20 protein-coding genes are annotated in these 23,559 nt (G+C 63.7%); 9 read left to right on the top strand and 11 right to left on the bottom strand.

Annotated elements, in window-relative coordinates:
* Positions 1-39 precede the first annotated feature (39 nt).
* The 11 genes from J3B00_RS03440 to epsC all read right to left on the bottom strand — a co-directional run bounded on the left by J3B00_RS03440 (position 40) and on the right by epsC (position 14,101).
* Positions 40-843 carry an energy transducer TonB gene (locus J3B00_RS03440; RefSeq protein ID WP_209863799.1) on the bottom strand — a complete coding sequence of 268 codons (804 nt, stop codon included), beginning with the start codon at positions 841-843 and terminating at the stop codon, positions 40-42.
* A 435-nt stretch (positions 844-1,278) separates the two neighbouring features.
* Positions 1,279-2,268 carry a sulfate ABC transporter ATP-binding protein gene (locus tag J3B00_RS03435; RefSeq protein WP_209863796.1) on the bottom strand — a complete coding sequence of 330 codons (990 nt, stop codon included), beginning with the start codon at positions 2,266-2,268 and terminating at the stop codon, positions 1,279-1,281.
* Positions 2,269-2,271: 3 nt separating this feature from the next.
* Positions 2,272-3,144, bottom strand: coding sequence for a sulfate ABC transporter permease subunit CysW (gene cysW, locus J3B00_RS03430; protein WP_209863793.1), 873 nt, complete (start codon positions 3,142-3,144; stop codon positions 2,272-2,274).
* Between the two features lie 14 nt (positions 3,145-3,158).
* Positions 3,159-3,977, bottom strand: a complete 819-nt coding sequence (gene cysT / locus J3B00_RS03425; RefSeq protein WP_209863788.1) for a sulfate ABC transporter permease subunit CysT — start codon at positions 3,975-3,977, stop codon at positions 3,159-3,161.
* Positions 3,978-4,069: 92 nt separating this feature from the next.
* Complete coding sequence (locus tag J3B00_RS03420) at positions 4,070-5,077, bottom strand: sulfate ABC transporter substrate-binding protein (RefSeq protein WP_209863784.1); 1,008 nt, start codon at positions 5,075-5,077, stop codon at positions 4,070-4,072.
* Positions 5,078-5,124: 47 nt separating this feature from the next.
* Positions 5,125-5,307 (bottom strand): sulfur starvation response protein OscA, encoded by a 183-nt coding sequence (gene oscA / locus J3B00_RS03415; RefSeq protein WP_016712582.1) that lies wholly within the window; start codon positions 5,305-5,307, stop codon positions 5,125-5,127.
* 268 nt (positions 5,308-5,575) lie between these two features.
* Positions 5,576-8,632 (bottom strand): efflux RND transporter permease subunit, encoded by a 3,057-nt coding sequence (locus J3B00_RS03410; RefSeq protein ID WP_209863781.1) that lies wholly within the window; start codon positions 8,630-8,632, stop codon positions 5,576-5,578.
* Positions 8,629-9,696, bottom strand: a complete 1,068-nt coding sequence (locus J3B00_RS03405) for an efflux RND transporter periplasmic adaptor subunit (protein WP_209863778.1) — start codon at positions 9,694-9,696, stop codon at positions 8,629-8,631. The genes J3B00_RS03410 and J3B00_RS03405 overlap by 4 nt, the downstream gene beginning before the upstream one ends.
* Positions 9,693-10,781 (bottom strand): efflux RND transporter periplasmic adaptor subunit, encoded by a 1,089-nt coding sequence (locus tag J3B00_RS03400; RefSeq protein ID WP_209863775.1) that lies wholly within the window; start codon positions 10,779-10,781, stop codon positions 9,693-9,695. The genes J3B00_RS03405 and J3B00_RS03400 overlap by 4 nt, the downstream gene beginning before the upstream one ends.
* A gap of 140 nt (positions 10,782-10,921) precedes the next feature.
* The gene (gene betT, locus J3B00_RS03395) at positions 10,922-12,883 is read right to left on the bottom strand and encodes a choline transporter BetT (protein WP_209874558.1); all 1,962 of its coding nucleotides are present in this window, start codon (positions 12,881-12,883) and stop codon (positions 10,922-10,924) included.
* Positions 12,884-13,168: 285 nt separating this feature from the next.
* The gene (gene epsC, locus J3B00_RS03390; protein WP_209863772.1) at positions 13,169-14,101 is read right to left on the bottom strand and encodes a serine O-acetyltransferase EpsC; all 933 of its coding nucleotides are present in this window, start codon (positions 14,099-14,101) and stop codon (positions 13,169-13,171) included.
* Between the two features lie 351 nt (positions 14,102-14,452).
* Here epsC and tcyJ point away from each other — a divergent pair, with 351 nt between their 5' ends.
* The 9 genes from tcyJ (at position 14,453) to J3B00_RS03345 (ending at position 23,554) form a co-directional block, all read left to right on the top strand.
* Entirely contained in the window at positions 14,453-15,247 is a 795-nt protein-coding gene (gene tcyJ / locus J3B00_RS03385) for a cystine ABC transporter substrate-binding protein (RefSeq protein ID WP_209863767.1), read from the top strand.
* Entirely contained in the window at positions 15,244-15,912 is a 669-nt protein-coding gene (tcyL, locus tag J3B00_RS03380) for a cystine ABC transporter permease (RefSeq protein WP_209863764.1), read from the top strand. The genes tcyJ and tcyL overlap by 4 nt, the downstream gene beginning before the upstream one ends.
* Positions 15,913-15,914: 2 nt before the next feature.
* Positions 15,915-16,676, top strand: coding sequence for an L-cystine ABC transporter ATP-binding protein TcyN (gene tcyN, locus J3B00_RS03375; RefSeq protein ID WP_209863760.1), 762 nt, complete (start codon positions 15,915-15,917; stop codon positions 16,674-16,676).
* 376 nt (positions 16,677-17,052) lie between these two features.
* Complete coding sequence (locus J3B00_RS03370; RefSeq protein WP_209863757.1) at positions 17,053-18,294, top strand: SfnB family sulfur acquisition oxidoreductase; 1,242 nt, start codon at positions 17,053-17,055, stop codon at positions 18,292-18,294.
* 146 nt (positions 18,295-18,440) lie between these two features.
* Positions 18,441-19,622 (top strand): SfnB family sulfur acquisition oxidoreductase, encoded by a 1,182-nt coding sequence (locus J3B00_RS03365; protein WP_209863755.1) that lies wholly within the window; start codon positions 18,441-18,443, stop codon positions 19,620-19,622.
* The gene (locus J3B00_RS03360) at positions 19,622-21,016 is read left to right on the top strand and encodes an LLM class flavin-dependent oxidoreductase (RefSeq protein WP_209863752.1); all 1,395 of its coding nucleotides are present in this window, start codon (positions 19,622-19,624) and stop codon (positions 21,014-21,016) included. Before J3B00_RS03365 ends, J3B00_RS03360 begins: the two co-directional genes overlap by 1 nt.
* A complete protein-coding gene (locus tag J3B00_RS03355; RefSeq protein ID WP_209863749.1) occupies positions 21,009-21,809 on the top strand; it encodes a MetQ/NlpA family ABC transporter substrate-binding protein in 801 nt (266 codons plus the stop codon). The genes J3B00_RS03360 and J3B00_RS03355 overlap by 8 nt, the downstream gene beginning before the upstream one ends.
* A gap of 1 nt (position 21,810) precedes the next feature.
* On the top strand, positions 21,811-22,920 hold the full coding sequence (locus J3B00_RS03350) for a methionine ABC transporter ATP-binding protein (RefSeq protein ID WP_209863747.1): 1,110 nt from the start codon (positions 21,811-21,813) through the stop codon (positions 22,918-22,920).
* The gene (locus tag J3B00_RS03345) at positions 22,910-23,554 is read left to right on the top strand and encodes a methionine ABC transporter permease (protein WP_209863744.1); all 645 of its coding nucleotides are present in this window, start codon (positions 22,910-22,912) and stop codon (positions 23,552-23,554) included. The genes J3B00_RS03350 and J3B00_RS03345 overlap by 11 nt, the downstream gene beginning before the upstream one ends.
* The last annotated feature ends 5 nt before the right edge of the window (positions 23,555-23,559 follow it).

Below are 23,559 nucleotides of genomic sequence, written 5' to 3'. Positions count from 1 at the left end.
GTCTTCCTATGTTCTGTCGATGTGCTGTTCAGGTGCGTATTAACGAAGCTTGAAATCGATGGGGACGCTGACCCAGCCGGACTGAGCGACGTCGCCCTGCTTGGCCGGGACGAAGCTCCAGCGCTTGACCGCCGCCAGCGCGGCGTCGTCCAGCGCCTGGCGGCCGCTGCTTTTCTGGATCTGGATCTGCCCCGGCTTGCCGCTGGCCATGACCTCGACCCGCAACAGCACGGTGCCCTCCCAACCGCGGCGCTGGGCCAACTGCGGGTACTCCGGCGCCGGGTTCTTCAGGTAGGCGGCGTTGGCCGAAGGCGGCGTGACCGGGGCTGGCTTTGGCGCAGGCGGTGCAGGTGGCGCGGGCGCGGCTACCGGCGGTGGCGGCGTCTCGACCGGCTTTGGCTCGGGCTTGGCGACCGGCTTTGGCGTCGGCGGCTTGGGCTTGGGCTTGGGCACCGGTTTTGGCGCAGGCTTGGCGGCCAGTTCGTCGACCACCGGCGGCGGTGGCGGCTCCACTACAGGCGGGGCCGGCGCGGGAGGTGGCGGCTCGACCACCGGTGGCGCAGGGGCGGCAAACTCGATGGTCATGGGCGGGATCTGCGGCGGCACCACTGGCAACGGCGGGGTCGGCGTCTGGCTGACCCAGTAGGCCGCAGCGCCATGCAGGGCCAGTACCAGCAGGGCCAACGCCCATTTATCGCGGCGCTTGAGGCCGCTGACTGGCGTGCGCTGCAGCCGCAGCTGGCCGAGTGGCAGGCGAAGCGTCCGTCCAAGCTCGACCAGGTCGCCCGGGTTCGGGCGCCATGGCTGGTCGTAGGCCCTGACGGCCGTCTGGACATTACCCATTGATCAAACTCCTGGGGGTCTTGATTCAGGTCTTCGGCCCTCCTTGGGTGGGCCTCGTGGCTGAATCATCGGTGCCAGACGCTTATCTCTGAAAGTAATGTTTAAAATTAAAGCTAGATCGTTATCGAATAACGAATTTTAGCTCGCGTTGCAAAGCCACGTATTTCAAGGGCTCTAGGGCGGGGGCTACGAAGCCATGCTTTGGTGGCATATTAAATATTCGTGTAAGGCATCAAATCCTGCGAGGGCTGCGCCCTCGTTTCGCGACACAAGGCCGCGCCTACGACGGGCTCAAGGCTGCACGTCCCCCTGTAGGAGCGGCCTTGCCGGGGCGCCGGACCGCTCGAGATGGGCTGCGCAGCAGCCCCAAAAATCTTTCAGACAATAAAAAAACCCGAGCCAGGGCCCGGGTTCTTCAGTCACTCACTCAGCGGCTCAGATGTCCGCCACCTTCTGCCACACCTTCGGCCGGAAGAACAACGTCTCCCCCCGCGCCAGGCCCGTCAGGCTGTCGTGATCCTTGACCACCTCGGCCTCGATCAGCTCGCTCTGCCCCGCCACCTTCAAGGTAACCCGGGTAGTCGCGCCAAGCGGCCGGATATCACGCACCTCGGCCGCATGGTGGCCTTCGGTCTCATGCCGCGACAGCGACACCTCGTGCGGGCGGAACAGCACATGGTTGCCCTCGCTCAGCGCCAGGCGGTTGGAGTCACCGAGGAAGTGGTAGACGAAGTCGTTGGCCGGCTGCTCGTACACCTCACCCGGCGAGCCGATCTGTTCGATCACGCCCTTGTTCATCACGACGATACGGTCGGCGACTTCCATCGCTTCTTCCTGGTCGTGGGTGACGAACACCGAGGTCAGGTTGATGTCTTCGTGCAGCCGCGCCAACCAGCGGCGCAGCTCCTTGCGCACCTTGGCATCGAGCGCACCGAACGGCTCGTCGAGCAGCAGCACCTTGGGCTCGACTGCCAGCGCACGGGCCAGGGCAATACGCTGGCGCTGACCGCCAGAGAGCTGCTCGGGGTAACGGTCGGAGAGCCAGTCGAGCTGGACCATGTTCAACAACTCATGGACCTTCTCGGCAATCTTGCTCTCGCTCGGCCGCTCGCCCTTGGGCTTCATGCGCAGGCCGAAGGCGACGTTGTCGAACACACTCATGTGGCGGAACAGCGCGTAGTGCTGGAAGACGAAGCCGACGTTGCGATCACGCACGTCATGCCCGGATACGTCCTCGCCGTGGAACACGATGCTGCCGTCATCCGGCGTCTCGAGGCCGGCGATGATGCGCAGCAGGGTGGTCTTGCCGCAGCCGGACGGGCCGAGCAGGGCCACCAGCTCACCGCTGTGGATATCCAGGTTGATGTTGTCCAGAGCCTGGAAGCTGTTGAAGCGCTTGCTGACGTTACGAACTTCGATCGACATGAATTATTCCTCCGCTGCGCTGTGGCGCAGGCGGTTAATACGGTTCTCGCTCCACTGCTTGAGCAGCAGGATGAAGAGCGCCAGGATCAGCAGCAGGCTCGCCACGCTGAACGCCGCGACGTGGTTGTACTCGTTGTAGAGGATTTCGACGTGCAGCGGCAAGGTGTTGGTGACCCCGCGGATATGCCCGGACACCACCGACACCGCACCGAACTCGCCCATCGCCCGCGCAGTACACAGCACCACGCCGTAGATCAGCCCCCATTTGATATTGGGCAAGGTCACGTGCCAGAACATCTGCCAGCCGTTGGCGCCGAGCAGGCGCGCGGCCTCTTCTTCCTGGGTGCCCTGCTCCTGCATCAGCGGGATCAGTTCACGGGCCACGAACGGCACGGTGACGAAGATGGTCGCCAGGACGATCCCCGGCAAGGCAAACACGATCTGGATGTCGTGGTCCTGCAACCACGGCCCGAACAGGCCCTGGGCGCCGAACATCAGCACGTAGACCAGACCGGCGATCACCGGCGACACCGAGAACGGCAAGTCGATCAGGGTGACCAGGATGCTCTTGCCGCGGAAGTTGTACTTGCTCACGCACCAGGCGGCGCTGACCCCGAACACCAGGTTCAGCGGCACCGAGATGAACACGGCGAGCAGGGTGAGCTTCAGCGCGGACAAGGCGTCGGGCTCGAAGATTGCCTCGAAGAACGTGCCAAAGCCGTTTTTCAGTGCCTGCGAGACGACGATCACCAGCGGCAACAACAGGAACAGCGCGAACACCAGCCAGCCGAGGCCGATCAGCACACGCCGCGAAGTGGCGCTGCCACGGCGTGCGGCGTTGGCGGCGGCGCTGGCACCAAGCGTTGAACTAGACATGAACTAGGCCTCCTTCAAGGTTTTTCGATGCGCCGCTGCAGCAAGTTGATCAGCAGCAGCAGGATGAAGGAAACCACCAGCATCAAGACGCCGATGGCAGTGGCGCCGGTGTAGTCGTACTGGTCGAGCTTGACCATGATCAGCAGCGGCAGGATTTCGGTCTTCATCGGCATGTTGCCGGCAATGAAGATCACCGAGCCGTACTCGCCGACGCCACGGGCGAAGGCCAGGGCAAACCCGGTCAACCAGGCTGGCAGCAACGCCGGCGCGAGGATGTGGCGGAACACCTGCAACGGTTTGGCACCCAGGCAGGCGGCAGCCTCTTCGACCTCACGGGGAATGTCGGCGAGCACCGGCTGCACCGTGCGCACCACGAACGGCAGGGTGACAAAGGTCAGTGCCAAGGTGATACCCAGTGGCGTGTAGGCGATCTTGAAGCCCAGGTCGGTAGCAAACTGGCCAACCCAGCCCGCCGGCGCGTACAGGGCCGTCAGGGCGATACCGGCCACGGCCGTCGGCAGGGCGAACGGCAGGTCGATCATCGCATCGATGATCTTGCGGCCGGGGAAGGTATAGCGCACCAGCACCCAGGCCAGCAGGGTGCCGATCACGCCATTGATGATGGCGGCGAACAGGGCGGTGCCGAAACTCAGTTTCAGCGCAGCGATGACCCGCGGTGCACTGATGATGTTCCAGAACTGCTCCCAGGTCAGCTGCGAGGCATGAATGAACATTGCCGCCAGCGGTATCAGCACGATCAGGCTGAGGTACACCAAGGTGTAGCCCAGCGTCAGCCCGAAGCCGGGTATGACGGGGGAAATACGACGTGACATAAAGGTCCCTGGTTGAACGCAAGAAGCCCGGGATCAATCCCGGGCCCGTGCAGGCTACTGAAGGGTGTTACTCCCGTGAGACACAGTAGCGATTACTGAGCCTGGTAGATCTGGTCGAACACGCCGCCATCATTGAAGAACTTGGGCTGTGCAGTCTTCCAGCCGCCGAAGTCCTTGTCGATGGTCACCAGTTCAAGTTTCGGGAATTGCTTGCCGAACTCGGCAGCGACTTTCTCGTCACGTGGACGGTAGAAGTTTTCTGCGGCGATCTTCTGCCCAGCCGGGCTGTACAGGTGCTTGAGGTACTCCTCGGCGATCTGCTCGTTGCCTTTTTTCTGGGCGTTCTTGTCGACCACGGCCACCGGCGGCTCGGCGAGAATCGACAGCGAAGGCACGACGATTTCGAACTTGTCGCCGCCGCCGTCTTCCTTGAGCGCCAGGAACGCTTCGTTCTCCCACGCCAGCAGCACATCGCCCTGGCCGTTGTTGACGAAGGTGATGGTCGAGCCACGGGCGCCGGTATCGAGCACCGGTACATGCTTGAACAGCTCTTGCACGTAGGCCTTGGCCTTGTCTTCGCTACCCCCGGATTTCAGCCCATAGGCCCAGGCGGCGAGGAAGTTCCAGCGCGCACCACCGGAGGTTTTCGGGTTCGGCGTGATCACCGAAACGTCGTTCTTGACCAGGTCGCCCCAGTCCTTGATGCCTTTGGGGTTGCCCTTGCGCACCAGGAAGACGATGGTCGAAGTGTACGGGGTGCTGGCGTCCGGCAGGCGGGTCTGCCAGTTGTCCGGCAGGGTCTTGCCGAGCTTGGCGATTTCGTCGATGTCGCCGGCCAGGGCCAGGGTCACCACGTCGGCGCGCAGGCCGTCGATCACTGCCCGGCCCTGTTTGCCCGAGCCACCGTGGGATTGCTGGATCTTCACCTTGTCGTCCGGGTGAGCTTGCTGCCAGTGCTTGATGAACTCGGCGTTGTACTGTTGGTACAGCTCACGGGTCGGGTCATAGGACACGTTCAGCAGTTCGTAGTCCTTGGCGATGGCGGAACCGGCAAAAACGGCACTGGCCAGAGCGGCAAGCGCATAACGGCGGATGGACATGGTGAAGCTCCCGATTGGCATTTTTCTAATTAGTAGGTGAGGCGGTATCAGCCGGCCTTGTTGCCGGGCTGTTGCAGGCGGAACTTCTCCTTGCGCTCGATCTGTACGACCTGAGCGTTGTGCACGGTAATCTCCACCGCACCGAATCGCAGATCGCGCAGGGCGCTCTGGATCTCACGCAGAATGGTGGCTTCGTCCTGACCGTCGATGCTACGCAGAGATGCACTCATGCTCGTTCTCCTGTGAGTGAAGTGCCGGGCAGGGGTTTGAAGGGGGTTTGCGCCTGGCTTGAGGCTCATAGTAGTGAGGCGCGGATATTCTTAAAAATACTGTTTAAGAATGTTTATATAACCAAAGTTTATTTATTGACGCGGATGGCCTCTCCGGGGCAAGCCCGCTCCTACAGGGTTGTGGAGTGCTGCAAATCCTGTAGGAGCGGGCTTGCCCCGCGAACACCGGCAAAGCCGGTGCCATGCATGAGGATGAACGGGCCGGGTGTCAGTCCGGTTGTTTCTGCGGCTCACGGATCTTGTACCAGGCCACATACAGCGCCGGCAGGAACAACAACGTCAGCAGCGTTGCACTGATGATGCCGCCGATCATCGCGTAGGCCATCGGCCCCCAGAACACTTCCCGGGCGATCGGGATCATGCCCAGGCTGGCCGCCGCCGCGGTCAGCAGGATCGGCCGGCGGCGATGGTTGGTCGCTTCCAGCACCGCGTCCCACGGCGTGTAGCCCTGGGCCTCGAACTCGTCGATCTGGGTCACGAGGATCACCGAGTTGCGGATGATGATCCCGGCCAGGGCGAGAATCCCGAGAATCGCCACAAAGCCCATCGGCGTGCCCGTCGGCACCAGCGCGACGACCACGCCAATCAACCCCAGGGGCGCCACGCTGACCACCAGGAACAGCTTCTGCACGCTGTGCAGCTGGATCATCAGGAAGGTCGCCATCAGGAACAACATCAGCGGGATGACCTTGGCAATCGGCCCCTGCGCCTTGCCGCTCTCCTCGACCGTACCGCCGGTAGCCACGGCATAACCGGGCGGCAGCTTGCTGGCAAAGGCATCGATGTCGGGCTTGAGCTGGGCCACCAGGTCGGTCGGTTGGATCTCGCCGTTGACCGAGGCCTTGAGGGTGATGGTCGGTTTACGGTCGCGGCGCCAGACCAGCGGCTGCTCCAGCTCGTAGCGCACCGTGGCAAACGCCAGCAGCGGGATCGAGGTGCCGTTGGGGGTGAGAATCTGCAAATTTTGCAGGGTGTCGGGTGAGCCTCGCTCGCTGTCCTCGGCGCGGGCGATCACGTCGATCAGGTAGATGCTGTCATTGACCTGCGTAACCGGGACGCCACTGACGATGCTGTTCATCACATTGGCCACGTCTTCAGACGACAGCCCCAACTGCCGCGCCTTGTCCTGGGCGATTTCGACCCGCAAGACCTTACCCGGCTCGTTCCAGTCGTAGATCATCTCGCCAATATGCGGGTTGTTGTCGAGCAGTGTGGCCAGGTCGATGGCGTGCTTGCGCACCTGATCGATGTCCTTGCCACTGACCCGGTACTGGATCGGCCGCCCAACCGGCGGGCCCATCTCCAGCGACTGGACGTTGCTGCCGATGCCGACGAAGTCTTCTCGCAGGATCTTCTGCAGGCGTTGCATCAAGCCTGCGCGCTCGTCAAAGCCCTTGCTGACGATCACCAACTGGGCGTAGTACGGGTTCTGCAGCTGCTGGTCGAGCGGCAGGTAGAAGCGAATCGCCCCCTGGCCGATGTAGGTACTCCAGCGCACCAGGTCCGGGTCGTCCTTGATCTTCGCTTCGAGGCGATCGACCGCCTTGCGGGTTTCTTCGATCGAGGCATTTTGTGGCAGGTTGAGGTCGACGAGGATTTCCGGCCGGTCGGACGACGGAAAGAACTGGTTCTGCACGAAACGCATGCTGAACAGCGCCAGGGCAAACAGCAACACGGTGCCAATGATGGTCAACCAACGGTGGCGCATGCACCACAGCAGGCCGTGCTCGAAGCTTCTGCCGACCCGACCAGGCTCGGCATCGTGGGCCTTGAGCTTGTCACTCTTGAGGATATGCACGCCCAATACCGGCGCAAAGAACACGGCGACCACCCACGACACGATCAACGCCACAGCGATGACCGCAAACAGGGTGTAGGTGTACTCGCCGGCAGAACTGGCATTGAGGCCGATCGGCACGAAGCCGGCGACGGTCACCAGGGTGCCGGTGAGCATCGGGAATGCGGTCGAGGTGTAGGCGAAGGTCGCCGCCTGCTCCTTGCTCTCGCCCATTTCCAGGCGTGTGACCATCACCTCCACGGTAATCATGGCGTCATCCACCAGCAGCCCGAGGGCGATGATCAGAGCGCCGAGCGAGATCCGCTGCATGGTGATGCCGCTGTATTCCATGAACACGAAGACCATGGCCAGCACCAGCGGAATCGAGCAGGCCACCACCAGCCCGGCGCGCACGCCGAGGCTGATGAAGCTAACCACCAGCACGATCACCACCGCCTCGAACAGGGCGCTGGTAAAGCCGCCGACGGCCTCCTCGACCACCACCGACTGGTCCGACACGGTGTGTACGCCAACGCCTACCGGCAGCTCGCTGACGATGCTGTCCATCTTCTGCTTGAGCGCCTCGCCAAACACCTGGATGTTGCCGCCGGCTTTCATGCCGATAGCCAGGCCGATCGCGGTCTGGCCGTTGTAGCGGAACATCGGCGCCGGGGGGTCGCTGTAGCCGCGCTCGATATCGGCGATGTCGGCCAGGCGGAAGAAGCGGTCGTTGATCCGCAGGTTGACCGTTTCGAGGTCTTTCTCGGAGGCGAACTGGCCGGTGGTACGCACCGAAATACGCTCCGGGCCGGCCTCGATCACGCCGGCCGGGGTCACCGTGTTCTGCGCTTGCAGGGCCTGCATGACCTGGCGCTGATCGATGCCCAGGGCGGCCAGCTTGCGGGTCGAGAAATTCAGGTAGAGCACTTCGTTCTGGGTGCCAACCAGCTCGATCTTACCGATATTGGGTACTTCGCGGACCTCGGCGCGGGCCTGTTCGACATAGTCACGCAACTGTCGCAGGCTCAGGCCGTCGGCGGTAAAGGCGTAGATCGAGCCGAACACGTCGCCGAATTCATCGTTGAAGGCCGGGCCCTGGATGCCCTGCGGGAACTGGCCGCGAATGTCCTGGATCTTCTTGCGCACCTGGTACCAGATGTCCGGAATGTCACCGGCCTTGGTGGTATCGCGCAAGTACACATAGACCGTCGACTCACCCGGGCGGGTGTAGCTTTTCACGTAGTCGAGCGAGTCGAGTTCCTCGAGCTTCTTCTCGATGCGGTCGGTGACCTGATAGAGCGTCTCGTCCTGGGTCGCGCCGGGCCAGCGGGTCTGGATCACCATGGTCTTGATGGTGAACGACGGGTCTTCTTCACGGCCCAGGTTGAAGTACGAGAACACGCCCATCAGCAGGCCGACGAACATCAGGTACCAGACGAAGGATTGGTGCTTGAGCGCCCATTCGGACAGGTTGAAGCTTCCTTTCATCGTCCTTCCTCGTCGAAAGTGACCTGCTGGCCGGGCTTGAGGCTGTTGACCCCAGCGGTGACCACACGCTCGCCGGGCTGTACGCCAGACGCCAGGATAATGCTGTTGTCGGTACGTTCGATCAGGCTGACGTCACGGGCGCTGACCGTTTTTTGCTGCGGGTCGACGACCCACACCTGGGTCTTGCCGTCGCGTTCGAGCAGGGCGGTGCGCGGTAGCTCGCTGCGCGGGGTCACCATCGACGTCAGGGTGACGCTGATGGCGGTGCCCAGATGGAACGCGTCAGGCGTGTGGGCCAGGCTCAGCCGGGCGCGACGGGTGCGGGTGGTGGCATCGGCCTGGGGTTCCAGTTCGCGCAAGGTGGCGGTGGTATTGATGCTCGGGTCGAGCTGCGAGGCGACGGTGAAGGTCAGGCCCTTGCTCAGTTGCTCGGCGAGCAGCAGCGGCAGGTCGATCACCGCTTCCTTGACGTCAGGCCGCGCCAGGGTGACTACCTCCTGGCCGGCACTGACGGTTTGCCCGGCCTCGGCGCGCCAGGCGGTGACAATCGCCGCGTGGTCACTGCGCAGCGTGCTGTAGTCGAGTTGGTCGCGAGCCTGGCTGACCGCTGCGCGCGCCTGCTCCAGCGACGCACCGGTGGTTTTCAGGTCAGTCTGGGCGATGTCCAGTTGCGCCTGGGCGCCGACGCCGCGGTCGTACAGCTGCTGCTGGCGGCGGGCATTGGCCTGGGCGTTGATCCACTGTGCCTGGACCCGGGCCAGATCGCCCTCGGCAGCCCGCAGCTGGTTTTGCTGGTCGGTAGGGTCGAGGGTTGCCAGGGTATCGCCCGGGTTGACCCGGGCGCCCACGTCCAGCCAGCGCCGGGCAATGCGGCCTGAGACGCGAAAGCCCAGGGTGCTTTCGTAGCGTGCCTGGATGCTCCCGGCAAAGCGGCCCAGTTGCGCCTGCACCTGGGGTTGCACCACCGTCGACAGCACCGGGCGAATGGGTTCGGGTTTCTCTTCGTCACTGCCGCAGGCGGCCAGCAGCAGACAGGAGGCGCACATCAGCAACAGGCGGTTCATGGCGCGGCCCCTCCGTCCTTGGCATCGACCTTCTCTACCTGCATGCCTGGGTGCAGCAGCTGGGCACCACTGATCACCACAGTCTCGCCACCCTTGACGCCATCAGCGATGACGATCTTGCCGGTCAGGTAGCGGCCTACCTGAACCTTGCGCAACTCAACCTTGTCGCCCTCGCCCACAATCCACACGGCGGGCTCCTTGAGCGCCTTGGTCAGGGCCGACCAGGGCAGCTCGATGCTCGGCCTGCCCTGGGTGCGGCCGGTGGCGGTGACCGGCGAGCCCAGTTGCATGCCGGCCGGCACATTGCGCAAGGCTACCTTGACCTGCACCGTGCCGCTTTCGGCGGAAACCGTCGGGGTGATTTCCCGGACCTTGCCTTCGGCCTGGACCTTTGGATCGTCGAGCAGGCTGACAATTACTCCCTCATCGCTCGGCGGCGCGATCAGCAAGGATTCATAGACGTTGAACACCGCATCGCGGTCGCCATCGACAGCCAGACTGAAGATTGGCATGGTCGCCTGCACCACCTGGCCAACTTCGGCCTGGCGCGCAGTGATCACTCCGTCGGCCTCGGACACCAACGCGGTGTAGCCGAGTTGTTCCTTGGCATTGGCCAGTTGTGCCTGGGCTGCCTTGAGCGCGCTCTGGTTACCGCGCAAGGCGGCTTGAGCGGAGTCGTATTCACTCTGGCTGGTATACCCCTTGGGCAGCAGTTTCTGCTGGCGAACGAACGCCGCGCTGGTCTGGGTGACCCGCGCCTGTGCCGCGAACACCTCGGCCTTGGCGGTATCGACATTGTTCTGCAGGTCTTTCGGGTCGAGCCGGGCGAGTACCTGGTTGGCCTTGACGTGGTCGCCCACATCGACGCTGCGCGAGATGATCTTGCCGCCAACGCGGAATGACAGGTCAGTCTGGACACGTGCTTGAACGTCGCCGGTCAGGGTGACCTTGGCGGCGAAATCAGTAGGTTCGACTTGCAGTACGCCGACACGAGGCAGTTCCGGGCTCGAGACTTCCTTCTCGCACCCCGACAACATGAACAACAACCCCAGACAAACGACCGACAGTAGACGCCTCAACGTCATGCGGGCTCCTTGCTTGCGCGCAAATGGTTCGAGGGATGCGACTGTTAGCGTAGATCAGGGTTCAGAAAAGGGTACTGATGGAGGTCAGTTGCAGGGTTTCGCAGCGACGCAGCCCATCAGGGCCGCGCCGCTCCGGCGATCTACCTGACCATGTGCAGGAACTGCATGTGCCGCTCGTACTGGTCGAGGATGTCGTTGATGATCTGCTCCTTGCTGTAGCCGACCAGGTCATAGTCCTGGCTACCCTCCGACAGATGCACCTCGGCCCGGTAATAGCGGCGATTCTTCAGGTCTTGCGAGCCCAACCCACCCAAGGCAAACGACGGCGTGAAATAGCCGCGCATCTGTACCTGATAGATGAACGGCTGCTCCTCGCCATGGCCGATCTTCAGGCTGACGTTGTCGTGGCTCGGGTCATCCTGGGTAATCAGCACCAGGCCCTTCTGCTCGAACACCTCGCGCACCTCGCCAATCGCCGGGCGCACCACGTCATCCATGAACCGGTACACCTCGTCCCGCGACGGGAAGTGCACCGCCTGGCTCAGGCGCTGGCGCCAGCCACCACGGCCGCGGCGGGTCTGGGCGAACGGCGCCAGCGAGTGCATCTGCGCAATGCGCCGCTGCGACTCGAGGTAAAACGCCTTGTGCAAGCCCCACATCATGCACAGCAGGATCATCGAGAACGGCAGCGAGGTGAGCACCACCGCTGACTTCAACGAGTCGATGCTGCCGGCGAAGAGCAACGCACTGGTGATCAGCGCGGTCATCGCACCCCAGAAGATTCGCAGCCAGTTCGGCCCGTCTTCATCAGCTGCGCCATCCTTGGCCGACAAGGTCGAGAGCACCACGGTGCCTGAGTCGGCGGAGGTGACGAAGAACACAAAGCTGATGAACACCGTGACGGCGATCACCGTCTTGCTCCAGGGGTAGGTCTCCAGCAGCAGGTACAGGCTCATCGACGGGTTATCCAGCGCCGACTGGCCGAGCGCGGTCATGCCGTGATTGATCACCTGGTCCAGCGCGCTGTTGCCGAAGATCGACATCCACGCCAGGGTGAAGCCCAACGGAATCAGCAGCACGCCGAAGACAAACTCGCGGATGGTCCGCCCGCGCGAAATACGCGCGATGAACAGCCCAACGAACGGCGACCAGGCAATCCACCAGGCCCAGTAGAACACCGTCCAGCCGCCCAGCCAGTCGCGGTTGTCGCCATAGGCATAGACGTCGAAGCTCTTGCGTGGCAAGGCCCCGAGGTAGTCACCGAGGTTCTGGATCAAGGTGTTGAACAGGTGCTGGGTCGGCCCGGCGAACAACACGAACAGCAGCAGCGCACAGGCCAGGAACAGGTTGATGTCGGACATCACCCGCACACCCTTCTCGACCCCGGCGACCGCCACGGCCACGGCCGCGCCCATCATCAGGGTGATCAGCATGACCTGTACCCACTGGCTGTGGTCGATGCCAAACAGGTAGTCGAGGCCAGCATTCAGGTGCAGCACGCCAAAGCCCATGTCGGCACCCAGGCCGAACACCGTGGCAATGATGCCGAAGCCATCCACCGCGTAGCCGATCGGGCCATTGATACGCTTGCCGATCAGTGGATACAGCGCCGAGCGCAGCGCCAGCGGCAGGTTGTGACGGTAGGCGAAGTAGGCCAGCGCCATGCCGACAAAGGCGAACACGCCCCAGCCGTGCAGGCCCCAGTGCAGGAACAGTACCTGCATCGCCTGCCGCCCGGCCTCGGCCGTACCGCCCTCGCCTTGTGGCGGCTGGAGCATGTGGGTCAACGGTTCAGAGACGCAGAAGAAGAACAGCGTGATGCTGATGCCGGCGGCGAACAGCATGCCGGCCCAGGACAGGTAGCTGAACTCGGGTTCGTCGTGGTCGGCACCGAGCTTGATCTTGCCGTAGCCGGACAAGGCGGTGACCACCACGAAGACCAGGTACAGGGTCATCGCCAGCATGTAGTACCAGCCGACCGTATTGGCCGCCCAGTTCTGTGCAGCGAGTAACCAGTCGCCTGCGGCTTGCGGATTGGCGATGACAACCACGCCAAAGATGAGGATGAAACTCGCCGCGAAATAGAACACCGGAGGGTTCATGCGGATCTGGCTGGAGGGGTTTGACGGTGCACTCATTTCAGGGGCACCTCGGGGCACGACGATGGGTTCGGAATGAACGGGTTCAGCAAAGGCTTTTCCTCCTTTTGAACACCGGCAGCGACCAGCGTTTACATTGAACAAGCGTTCAAGTTAAACATGGATAGCTATTGATTGCGACTTGGGGTGACACACGTGGGAGCGGGCTTGCCCCGCGATAGCGTTAGCGAATTCACCACCGTTATCACGGGGCAGGCCCGCTCCCACGCTCTGCCCCGGCACTTTTGGCTACTGCTTGGCCTCACAATCGAGCTGCAGATTGGCCTGGGTAATATTGCTCTCGGCCGGCACGCTGCGAGTCAGCCAGACATTACCGCCAATGGTCGATCCTTTGCCGATGGTGATCCGCCCGAGAATAGTCGCGCCAGCGTAAATCACCACGTCATCTTCAACGATCGGATGGCGCGGATGGCCCTTGTGCAGGGTGCCAGATTCATCTGCCGGGAAGCGCTTGGCGCCTAGCGTCACAGCCTGGTAGATACGCACCCGCTCGCCGATGATCGCCGTCTCGCCGATGACCACACCCGTGCCGTGGTCGATGAAGAAGCTCGGGCCGATCTGTGCGCCAGGGTGGATATCGATGCCGGTGGCCGAATGCGCCAGCTCCGAACTGATACGCGCCAGCAATGGCAGTCCGGCCTGGTACAGGTGATGGGCCAGGCGGTGATGGATGATCGCCAGGATGCCCGGGTAGCACAGCAACACTTCATCGACGCTGCGCGCCGCCGGGTCACCGTGGTAGGCGGCCAGCACATCGGTGTCGAGCAGGACGCGCAGCGCCGGCAATGCCGCGGCAAAGTCCTGAATCAAGCGCAGCGCGTGGGCGTCGACATCGGTCAGGTCGGTCTTGCCCTGGCGCGTCGCGTAACGCAGCTCCAGCCGCGCCTGGGTCAGCAGCGCAGTCAGCGCAGCGTCCAGGGTGTGCCCGACATAGAAGTCTTCGCTCTCTTCACGCAGGTCGACCGGACCCAGGCGCATCGGGAACAGGGCGCCGCAGAGCAGTTCGAGGATGTGCCTGACGGCCTCACGGGACGGCAGCTCGCGCCCGCCCTGCTCGCCGCTGCTGCGCCCGTTGCGGGTGCGCCACTGCTCACGCGCACCGCGCAAGCCGCTGACGATGTTGTGCAATTGCCAATGCCCTGGGGATGGTAGTTCGCTCACGGTGTTCTCCTGGCTGGCGGCATTTTTCTGGAAGTGCGGCGTGGCACTGGGTGTGAGCAGGCTCGCGCCCAAGAGGTTCCACGCTACAAACAAATATGTGGGCGCCGCCGGTGCAAGTTACTCTACGGCAAATCCGCCTCTTGGAAATAACAACGCTTTATTCCATCCTGCGCTAAGTCGGGCATAAGCAGTGCTGACGCAAGCGGCATTCGTGGCCTACCCTCAAAGCTGCCGATTCATGACAAAAGACCACAAAGAAATAACAAAAGACGTTTTTATTATTTCCAGGTCTATATGAGCCAACCCTATAGTCGCCACCCACTACTTCCACACCAAGCGCGGGGCCCTGCCATGTCGAATTTTGCCAAACCGCTTCTCAACGCCAGCCTGGCTATCCTGCTCGGCACCGGCCTGTTCAGCCACGCATTTGCCGGCGAGCAGCTGCAGACCATCAAGGACAAAGGCGTCCTCAGTGTCGGTCTCGAAGGTACCTACCCGCCGTTCAGCTTCCAGGATGAAAACGGCAAGCTCGCCGGCTTCGAGGTTGAGCTGTCCGAACTGCTGGCCAAGGAGCTTGGGGTCAAGGCCAAGATTCAGCCGACCAAGTGGGATGGCATCCTCGCAGCGCTCGACTCCAAGCGCCTGGACGTAGTGATCAACCAGGTGACCATCTCCGATGAGCGCAAGAAGAAGTACGACTTCTCCGAGCCCTACACGGTGTCTGGCATCCAGGCGCTGATCCTGAAGAAAAAGGCCGAGCAACTGAATATCAAGACCGCCCAGGACCTGGCCGGCAAAAAAGTCGGCGTCGGCCTGGGCACCAACTACGAGCAATGGGTCAAGCAGGATGTGCCCAAGGCCGAAGTGCGCACCTATGAAGACGACCCGAGCAAGTTCGCCGACCTGCGCAACGGGCGCATCGACGCGATCCTGATCGACCGCCTGGCAGCGCTGGAGTACGCCCAGAAAGCCAAGGATACCGAACTCGCCGGCCAAGCCTTCTCCCGCCTGGAATCAGGCGTGGCCCTGCGCAAAGGCGAGCCAGAACTGCTCGACGCGATCAACAAGGCGCTGGACAAGCTCAAGGCCGACGGCAGCCTGGCCAAGCTGTCCGAGAAGTACTTTGGCGCTGACGTGACTAAATGATCGAAGAAAGCCTGCAACTGGTCGTCGATTCGGTGCCCTTCCTGCTGAAGGGCGCTGGCTACACCATCGTGCTCAGCGTGGGCGGCATGTTCTTTGGCATGCTCCTGGGCTTCGCCCTGGCGTTGATGCGCCTGTCGAAGATCCTGCCGTTGGACTGGCTGGCGCGGATCTACGTGTCGTTCTTCCGCGGTACGCCCTTGTTGGTGCAGTTGTTCGTGATCTACTTCGGCTTGCCGCAGATCGGCATCGAACTCGATCCGATCCCGGCCTCGCTGATTGGACTGTCGCTGAACATGGCCGCGTACATCTGTGAAATCCTGCGTGCGGCGATTTCCTCGATTGACCGGGGCCAGTGGGAAGCCTGCGCCAGCATCGGCATGACCCGCAGCCAGGCGATGCGCCGGGCGATCCTGCCGCAAGCCATGCGCACTGCCCTGCCGCCGCTGGGCAACAGCTTCATTTCGCTGGTCAAGGACACCGCCTTGGCGGCGACCATCCAGGTGCCTGAACTGTTCCGCCAGGCCCAGTTGATCACCGCGCGCACCTTCGAAGTGTTCACCATGTACCTGGCCGTGGCAGTGGTCTACTGGATCCTCTGCTCGGTCCTCGCCTACTTCCAGAACCGCATGGAAGCGCGGGTCAACCAGCATGACCAGGAGCACTGAAGATGATCGTAGTAGAAGGCCTGAGCAAGCAGTTCAAGGGCCAGACGGTGCTCGACGGCATCAGCCTGACGGTCCAGCCCGGTGAAGTGATTGCCATCATCGGCCCCAGCGGCTCGGGCAAGACCACCTTCCTGCGCTGCCTCAACCTGCTGGAAACGCCTGATGCCGGGCGCATCCAGATCGGCGACATCAGCATCGACGCCAACCGCTCGCTGGGCAACCAGCAAAGTGCGATCCGCCGCCTGCGCCAGCAGGCCGGGTTCGTTTTCCAGAGCTTCAACCTGTTCCCCCACCGCACCGCGCTGGAGAACGTCATCGAAGGGCCGCTGGTGGTCAAGAAGACCCCGCGCGACAAGGCACTCGAATCAGGCCGGCGGTTGCTCGCCAAGGTCGGTTTGGCGGGCAAGGAAGATGCTTACCCGCGGCGCTTGTCCGGTGGCCAGCAGCAACGCGTGGCGATCGCCCGGGCGTTGGCCATGGAGCCGCAAGTGATTCTCTTCGACGAACCGACTTCGGCGCTCGACCCCGAGCTGGTCGGCGAGGTGCTGGCGACCATCCGCGGCCTGGCCGAGGAGAAGCGCACCATGATCATCGTTACCCACGAGATGAGCTTTGCTCGCGACGTGGCCAACCGGGTGATCTTCTTCGACAAGGGCGTGATCGTCGAGCAGGGCGAAGCCAAGGCGCTGTTTGCCAACCCCAAGGAAGAGCGTACGCGGCAGTTCTTGCGCAAGTTTCTGGGCACCACCATCTCGCAGGGCTGAGCCTCCAGCATTGCATTGCCGATCGCATTCGCGGGGCAAGCCCGCTCCTACAGGATCTATACAGAATCCGTCAGCCCAGGCTCCCCATGCCTACAAAATCTACGCAACCCCTGTAGGAGCGGGCTTGCCCCGCGAATGCGTCCGCCCAGGCGACCCCATCTCACGCCCCCTTCCAGCTTCTATATATATTCCTAAAAGTTAGTTCATAAACTTTTTATAAGCGATTAGGGTATATAAACCGGACCACCGGACCAGCAAACGTTTGTCGCCACCACCCCAAGCGACACCGCCAATTTGTGAGGTAAGGAATGGTCAGGATCACAATCACCCCAGTGCATAACGCCAGGGCATTGAGTACAGCCAAGGAGCGGTACTGATGTCCAGCCAGCCAGAAACCCAATTCGCCAGCGATCTCGACAGCTCGCCATTGCTGCTCCCGGCCAAGGTCCTGCGCAACGACGCCGAAGCCCTGCAAGCCGCCCGCGAGCTGGCCGACATCGCCCGCCAGCAGGCCGCCAAACGCGACCAGCAGCGCAAACTGCCCTGGGCCGAGATCGAGTTGTTCACCCGCAGCGGCCTGGGCAGCATCAGTGTGCCGAAAGCCTTTGGCGGCCCTGACGTGTCGTTCGCGACCGTCGCCGAAGTGTTCCGCCTGATCAGCGCCGCCGACCCGGCCCTGGGGCAGATCCCGCAGAACCAGTTCGGCATGCTCCAACTGCTGCGCCTGACCGCCACCGAGGCCCAGCAGGCGCTGATCTTCAGCGCCGTGCTCGACGGCTGGCGGATCGGCAATGCCGGCCCCGAACGTGGCACCAAGGACACCCTGACCCTCAAGGCGCGAATCAGCCGCGACGGCGACGGCTATCGCATCAGCGGTGAGAAGTTCTACTCCACCGGCGCCCTGTTCGCCCATTGGGTGGCGGTCAAGGCGTTGGATGACGAAGGCCGTCAGCGCCTGGCGTTCGTCCGCCGTGGCAGCCCAGGCCTGCGCATCGTCGATGACTGGTCAGGCTTCGGCCAGCGCACCACCGCCAGCGGCACGGTGCTGCTGGATAACGTGCCGGTCGACGCCGAGCTGGTGATCGACAACTGGCGCCAGCGCGACCGGGCCAATATCCAGGGCGCCGCCTCGCAGTTGATCCAGGCCGCCATTGACGCCGGTATCGCCGAGGCGGCCATCGATGAAGCCATCCAGTTCGTGCGTGAAAAATCCCGGCCGTTTATCGACGCCAACGTCGAGCGAGCCAGCGATGACCCCTATGTGATTGCCGACATCGGCCGGCTCAAGCTTGAGCTGCATGCCGCTGAAGCGCTGCTGCGCAAGGCCGCGCGGGTGCTCGATGAGGTCAATGCCGGCGACATCGACGATGACGCCGCAGCGCGCGCCTCGATTGCCGTGGCCGAGGCCAAAGTGCTGACCACCGAAATCGCCCTGCAGGCCAGCGAAAAGCTGTTCGAGCTGGCCGGCAGCCGGGCCACGCTGGCCGAGTTCAATCTCGACCGGCATTGGCGCAACGCGCGGGTGCACACCCTGCACGACCCGGTGCGCTGGAAGTATCACGCGGTGGGTGCCTGGCACCTGAACGGCACCCGTCCCGCCCGCCATTCCTGGATCTGAGTAGGCGCCCTAAGCCGCTTGCGCGCCCTTCGGGGCAAGCCCGCTCCCACGGGTACAGCATCGATCGTCAGATCTGCGCTGACCCTGTAGGAGCGGGCTTGTCCCGCGAAGGGCCGCACAGCGGCCCCCGTGCACCGGAGAACAGCATGAACGCATCAGTCATCACCAGTGACGCCCAAGCCCTGGCCGTCGCCGAGCAAGTCGCCCAACTACTACGCCGCGACAGCGCTCTACGCGACCGCGAACGCCGCCTGCCCCACGCCGAACTCGAGCTGTTCAGCCGCTCCGGCCTGTGGGCCATCAGCGTCCCCAAGACCTTCGGCGGCGCCGGCGTGTCCTACGTCACCCTGGCCCAGGTCATCGCCCGCATCGCCCAGGCCGACGCCTCGCTGGGGCAGATCCCGCAAAACCATTTCTATGCCCTGGAAGTGCTGCGGGTCAACGCCAGCCCCGCGCAACAGCAGCGCCTCTACGCCGAAGTACTGGCCGGCCGCCGCTTCGGCAACGCCCTGGCCGAACTAGGCACCAAGACCGCCCACGACCGCACCACCCGCCTCAGCCGCGACGGCGCCGGGTATCGCATCAACGGCCGCAAGTTCTACTCCACCGGCGCCCTTTATGCCCAACGCATCCCCACCTCGGTGATAGACGACGACGGCGTCCAGCAACTGGCTTTCGTCCCCGCCGACAGCCCAGGCCTGCAAGTGATCGACGACTGGAGCGGCTTCGGCCAGCGCACCACCGGCAGTGGCTCGGTGGTGTTCGACAACGTGTGGGTTGCTGCCGACGACGTGGTGCCATTCCAGAGCGCCTTCGAGCGCCCGACCACGGTCGGCCCGCTGGCGCAGATCCTCCATGCGGCGATCGATACCGGCATCGCCCGCGCCGCCTTCGAAGACGCCCTGCACTTCGTCCGCAGCCGCAGCCGGCCGTGGGTCGACTCCGGCCTCGACAAAGCCAGCGACGACCCGCTGACGCTGAAGAGCTTCGGCCAGCTGTCGATCCGCCTGCACGCCGCTGAAGCCCTGCTCGAACGCGCCGGTGAATACCTCGACCGCGCCCGCGCCGACAGCACCGCAGACAACGTTGCCGCCGCCTCCATCGCCGTTGCCGAAGCCCGCGCGATCAGCACCGAGATCTCCCTGGCCGCCGGCACCACCCTGTTCGAGCTGGCCGGCAGCCAAGCCACGCTGGCCGAGCACAACCTTGACCGGCACTGGCGCAACGCTCGCGTGCACACCCTGCACGACCCGGTGCGCTGGAAGTACCACGCCATCGGCAACTACTACCTCAATGAGGTCAATCCACCACGCCGGGGGACGATCTGATGAGCAAGCAGATCCTCCTCAACGCCTTCAACATGAACTGCATCGGCCACATCAACCACGGCCTGTGGACGCACCCGCGCGACACCTCGACCCAGTACAAGACGCTGGAATACTGGACCAGCCTGGCCAAGCTGCTCGAACGCGGCCTGTTCGACGGCCTGTTCATCGCCGACATCGTCGGCACCTACGATGTCTACGGGCAATCGGTCGACGTGCCGCTGAAAGAGTCGATCCAGTTGCCGGTCAACGACCCGCTGCTGCTGGTCTCGGCCATGGCCGCCGTGACCAGACACCTGGGCTTCGGCCTGACCGCCAACCTCACCTACGAGGCGCCCTACCTGTTCGCCCGGCGGCTTTCGACCCTCGATCACCTGAGCAACGGCCGGGTCGGCTGGAACATCGTCACCGGCTACCTCGACAGCGCCGCCCGCGCCATGGGCCTGCAGCAGCAGCCCGAGCATGACCGCCGCTACGACCAGGCCGAGGAATACCTGCAGGTGCTGTACAAGCTGCTCGAAGGCAGCTGGGACGACGATGCCGTGATCGCAGACCGCGCGCAGCGGGTGTATGCCCGGCCAGACAAAGTGCGCAAGGTCGAGCACCAGGGCGAGTTCTACAAGGTCGCGGGCTATCACCTCTGTGAGCCCTCGCCGCAACGCACGCCGGTGCTGTTCCAGGCCGGCAGTTCACCGCGCGGCCTGGCCTTTGCCGGCAACCATGCCGAATGCGTGTTCATCAGTGGCCAGGACAAACCCGCCACCCGCGCCCAGGTCGACAAGGTGCGCGCCGCCGCCCAGGCCGCTGGCCGCGACCCGCAGGCGGTGAAGGTGTTCATGGGCATCACCGTGATCGTCGCGCCCACCGCGCAGGAGGCTCACGCCAAGCACGCCGAGTACATCCGCTACGCCAGCCCCGAAGCCGGTGTCGCCCACTTCGCCAGCTCTACCGGCATCGACTTTGCCGCCTACGGCCTGGACGAACCGATCGGCTTTGCCAAGGGCAACGCCATCCAGTCGGCCACCCGCCAACTGCAAGACAGCGCCTGGACCCGCCGCCGCCTGCTCGAACAGCACGCCCTTGGCGGGCGCTACGTGACCCTGGTCGGCACACCCGAGCAGGTCGCCAACGACCTGATCGCCTGGATCGACGAGACCGGCCTGGACGGCTTCAACCTGACCCGCACCGTTACCCCGGAAAGCTACGAGGACTTCATCGACCTGGTAGTCCCTCAATTGCAGCAACGCGGTCGCTACAAGACCGCCTACCAAGCCGGCAGCCTGCGCGAAAAACTCTTCGCCAGCGGCCAGCCACACCTGCCCGCCGACCATCCCGGCGCCACGTACCGCGCCACTTACACGTCCCCCGCCCCGACTGGAGCCCTGCACCATGCTTGATAAACTGTTCCGGCCCGTCGCGGCCGCCGTGTTGTCCCTTGCCATCGGCGCCCATGCCTTGGCCGCCGAGCCACTGAAGATCGGTACCACCTCGGCCTTCGCCATCCCGCTGGAAGCGGCGGTCGAAGAAGCACACAAGCAAGGTCTGGAGGTGAAGCTGATCGAGTTCAGTGACTGGATCGCCCCCAATGTCAGCCTCAACAGTGGCGACATCGACGTGAACTACTTCCAGCACATCCCCTTCCTGGAAAACGCCAAGGCCGCTGCCGGATTCGACCTGGTGCCGTACAAGCCCGGAATCATCAACAACGTTGGCCTGTACTCGAAAAAGTACAAAAGCTTCGCCGAGCTGCCCGAAGGCGCCAGCGTGGCCATCGCCAACGACCCGATCAACAGCGGCCGTGGCTTGCAGCTGCTGGCCAAGGCCGGCTTGATCGAGCTCAAGCCCGGCGTCGGCTACAAGGCCACCGAGGACGATATCGTCGCCAACCCCAAGCAGCTGAAGATTCTTCAGGTCGAGGCCGTGCAACTGGTGCGCGCCTATGACGACGCTGACCTGGTGCAGGGCTACCCGGCCTACATCCGCCTGGCGAGCACCTTTGACGCCACCTCGGCGCTGCTCTTCGACGGCCTGGAAAACAAGGAATACGTGATCCAGTTCGTCATCCGCCCGCAAACCAAGGACGACCCACGGCTGGCCAAGTTCGTCGACATCTACCAGCATTCGCCGGCCGTGCGCGCCGCATTGAACAAAGCCCATGGCAGCCTCTACCAGGCCGGCTGGGAAGGCTGACATGAGCAGCGCCAGCGCCCTCAGGGCGCCCACCACTGACGCCACGCCGCCGCCCGGCCGCGAGCAGGCCCTGCGCCCGGAGATCAACCAGGCCCATGTGCGCTTCATCGGCCTGGGCAAGACCTACCCCGGCCAGGCCCAGCCTGCGTTGCAGGGGATCGACCTGAACATTCGTCGCGGCGAGATCTTCGGCATCATTGGCCGCAGCGGCGCCGGCAAGTCATCGCTGCTGCGCACCATCAACCGCCTTGAGCAGCCGAGCGAAGGCCGCGTGCTGATCGACCAGACCGACATCGCCCCGTTCGACGAAGACCGCCTGGTGGAACTGCGCCGGCGCATCGGCATGATCTTTCAGCACTTCAACCTGATGTCGGCGAAGACGGTCTGGCAGAACGTCGAACTGCCGCTGAAAGTCGCCGGCGTGGCCAAGGCCGAACGCCAGCGCAAGGTCCGTGAGCTGCTGCAGCTGGTTGGCCTGGCGGACAAACACCATGTATACCCGGCACAGTTGTCCGGCGGGCAGAAGCAGCGCGTCGGCATTGCCCGGGCGCTGGTGCACGATCCGCAGATTCTGCTGTGCGACGAGGCCACCTCGGCGCTCGACCCAGAAACCACCGCCTCGATCCTCGAGCTGCTGCGCGAGATCAACCAGCGGCTGGGCCTCACCGTGGTGCTGATCACCCACGAGATGGCGGTGATCCGCGACATCTGCCACCGGGTGGTGGTGCTCGAGCGCGGCGCAGTGGTCGAGCAGGGCGAGGTCTGGCAAGTGTTCGGCAGCCCCCAGCATGAGGTCACCCGGACCTTGCTCGCACCGCTGCAGGCCAAGCTGCCCGCCGCAGTGCAAGACGCCTTGCGCGCCAGCCCCGGCAGCCGCGATGCGGCGGTAGTGCTCAAGCTGGTGGTGATCGGCGAGCTGGAATTGTCGGGGCTGTTCAAGGACCTCGGCGGGCAGGTCAAGCTGCTCCAGGGCGGGGTCGAGACCATCGGCGAGCGCGCGCTGGGGCGGTTGATCCTGTCCGTGCGCGGCTCGGCGCATGAGTCGCACCAACTGCTGGAACGCGCCCGGCGCTGGGCTGATGACGTGGAGGTATTGGGTTATGTGGGTTGATCGACTGCTGCAAGGGTTGCTGGATACCCTGCTGATGGTGGGTGTGTCATCGCTGATCGCGCTGCTGCTGGGGGTGCCGATGGCGGTGCTGCTGGTGACCAGCGACAAAGGCGGGATCTACCAGGCGCCGCTGCTCAACCGGGTGCTGGGCGCCTTCGTCAACCTGTTCCGTTCGATCCCGTTTCTGATCCTGATGGTCGCGTTGATCCCGTTCACCCGGCTGATCGTCGGCACCACCTACGGGGTGTGGGCCGCCGTCGTGCCGCTGACGATTGCCGCCACGCCATTCTTTGCACGGATCGCCGAGGTGAGCTTGCGCGAGGTCGATCACGGCCTGGTGGAAGCTGCGCAGGCCATGGGCTGCCGGCGCTGGCACATTGTCTGGCATGTCCTGCTGCCAGAGGCGCTGCCGGGGATCGTCGGTGGTTTCACGATTACCTTGGTGACCATGATCAACTCATCGGCGATGGCCGGGGCGATTGGTGCGGGCGGGCTGGGTGACATTGCCTACCGCTATGGCTATCAACGCTTCGACAGCCAGATCATGCTGACCGTGATCGTCATGCTGGTGGCGCTGGTGGCGGTGATTCAGCTGGGCGGCGATCGGTTGGCGAAGGGCTTGAACAAGCGCTGAATGCT

The sequence above is a fragment of the Pseudomonas sp. BP8 genome, from assembly GCF_017875955.1.
Taxonomy (GTDB): domain Bacteria; phylum Pseudomonadota; class Gammaproteobacteria; order Pseudomonadales; family Pseudomonadaceae; genus Aquipseudomonas.
The sequence above is the reverse complement of the archived record's forward strand: the minus strand, read 5'-3'. Positions and strand labels throughout refer to the sequence as shown.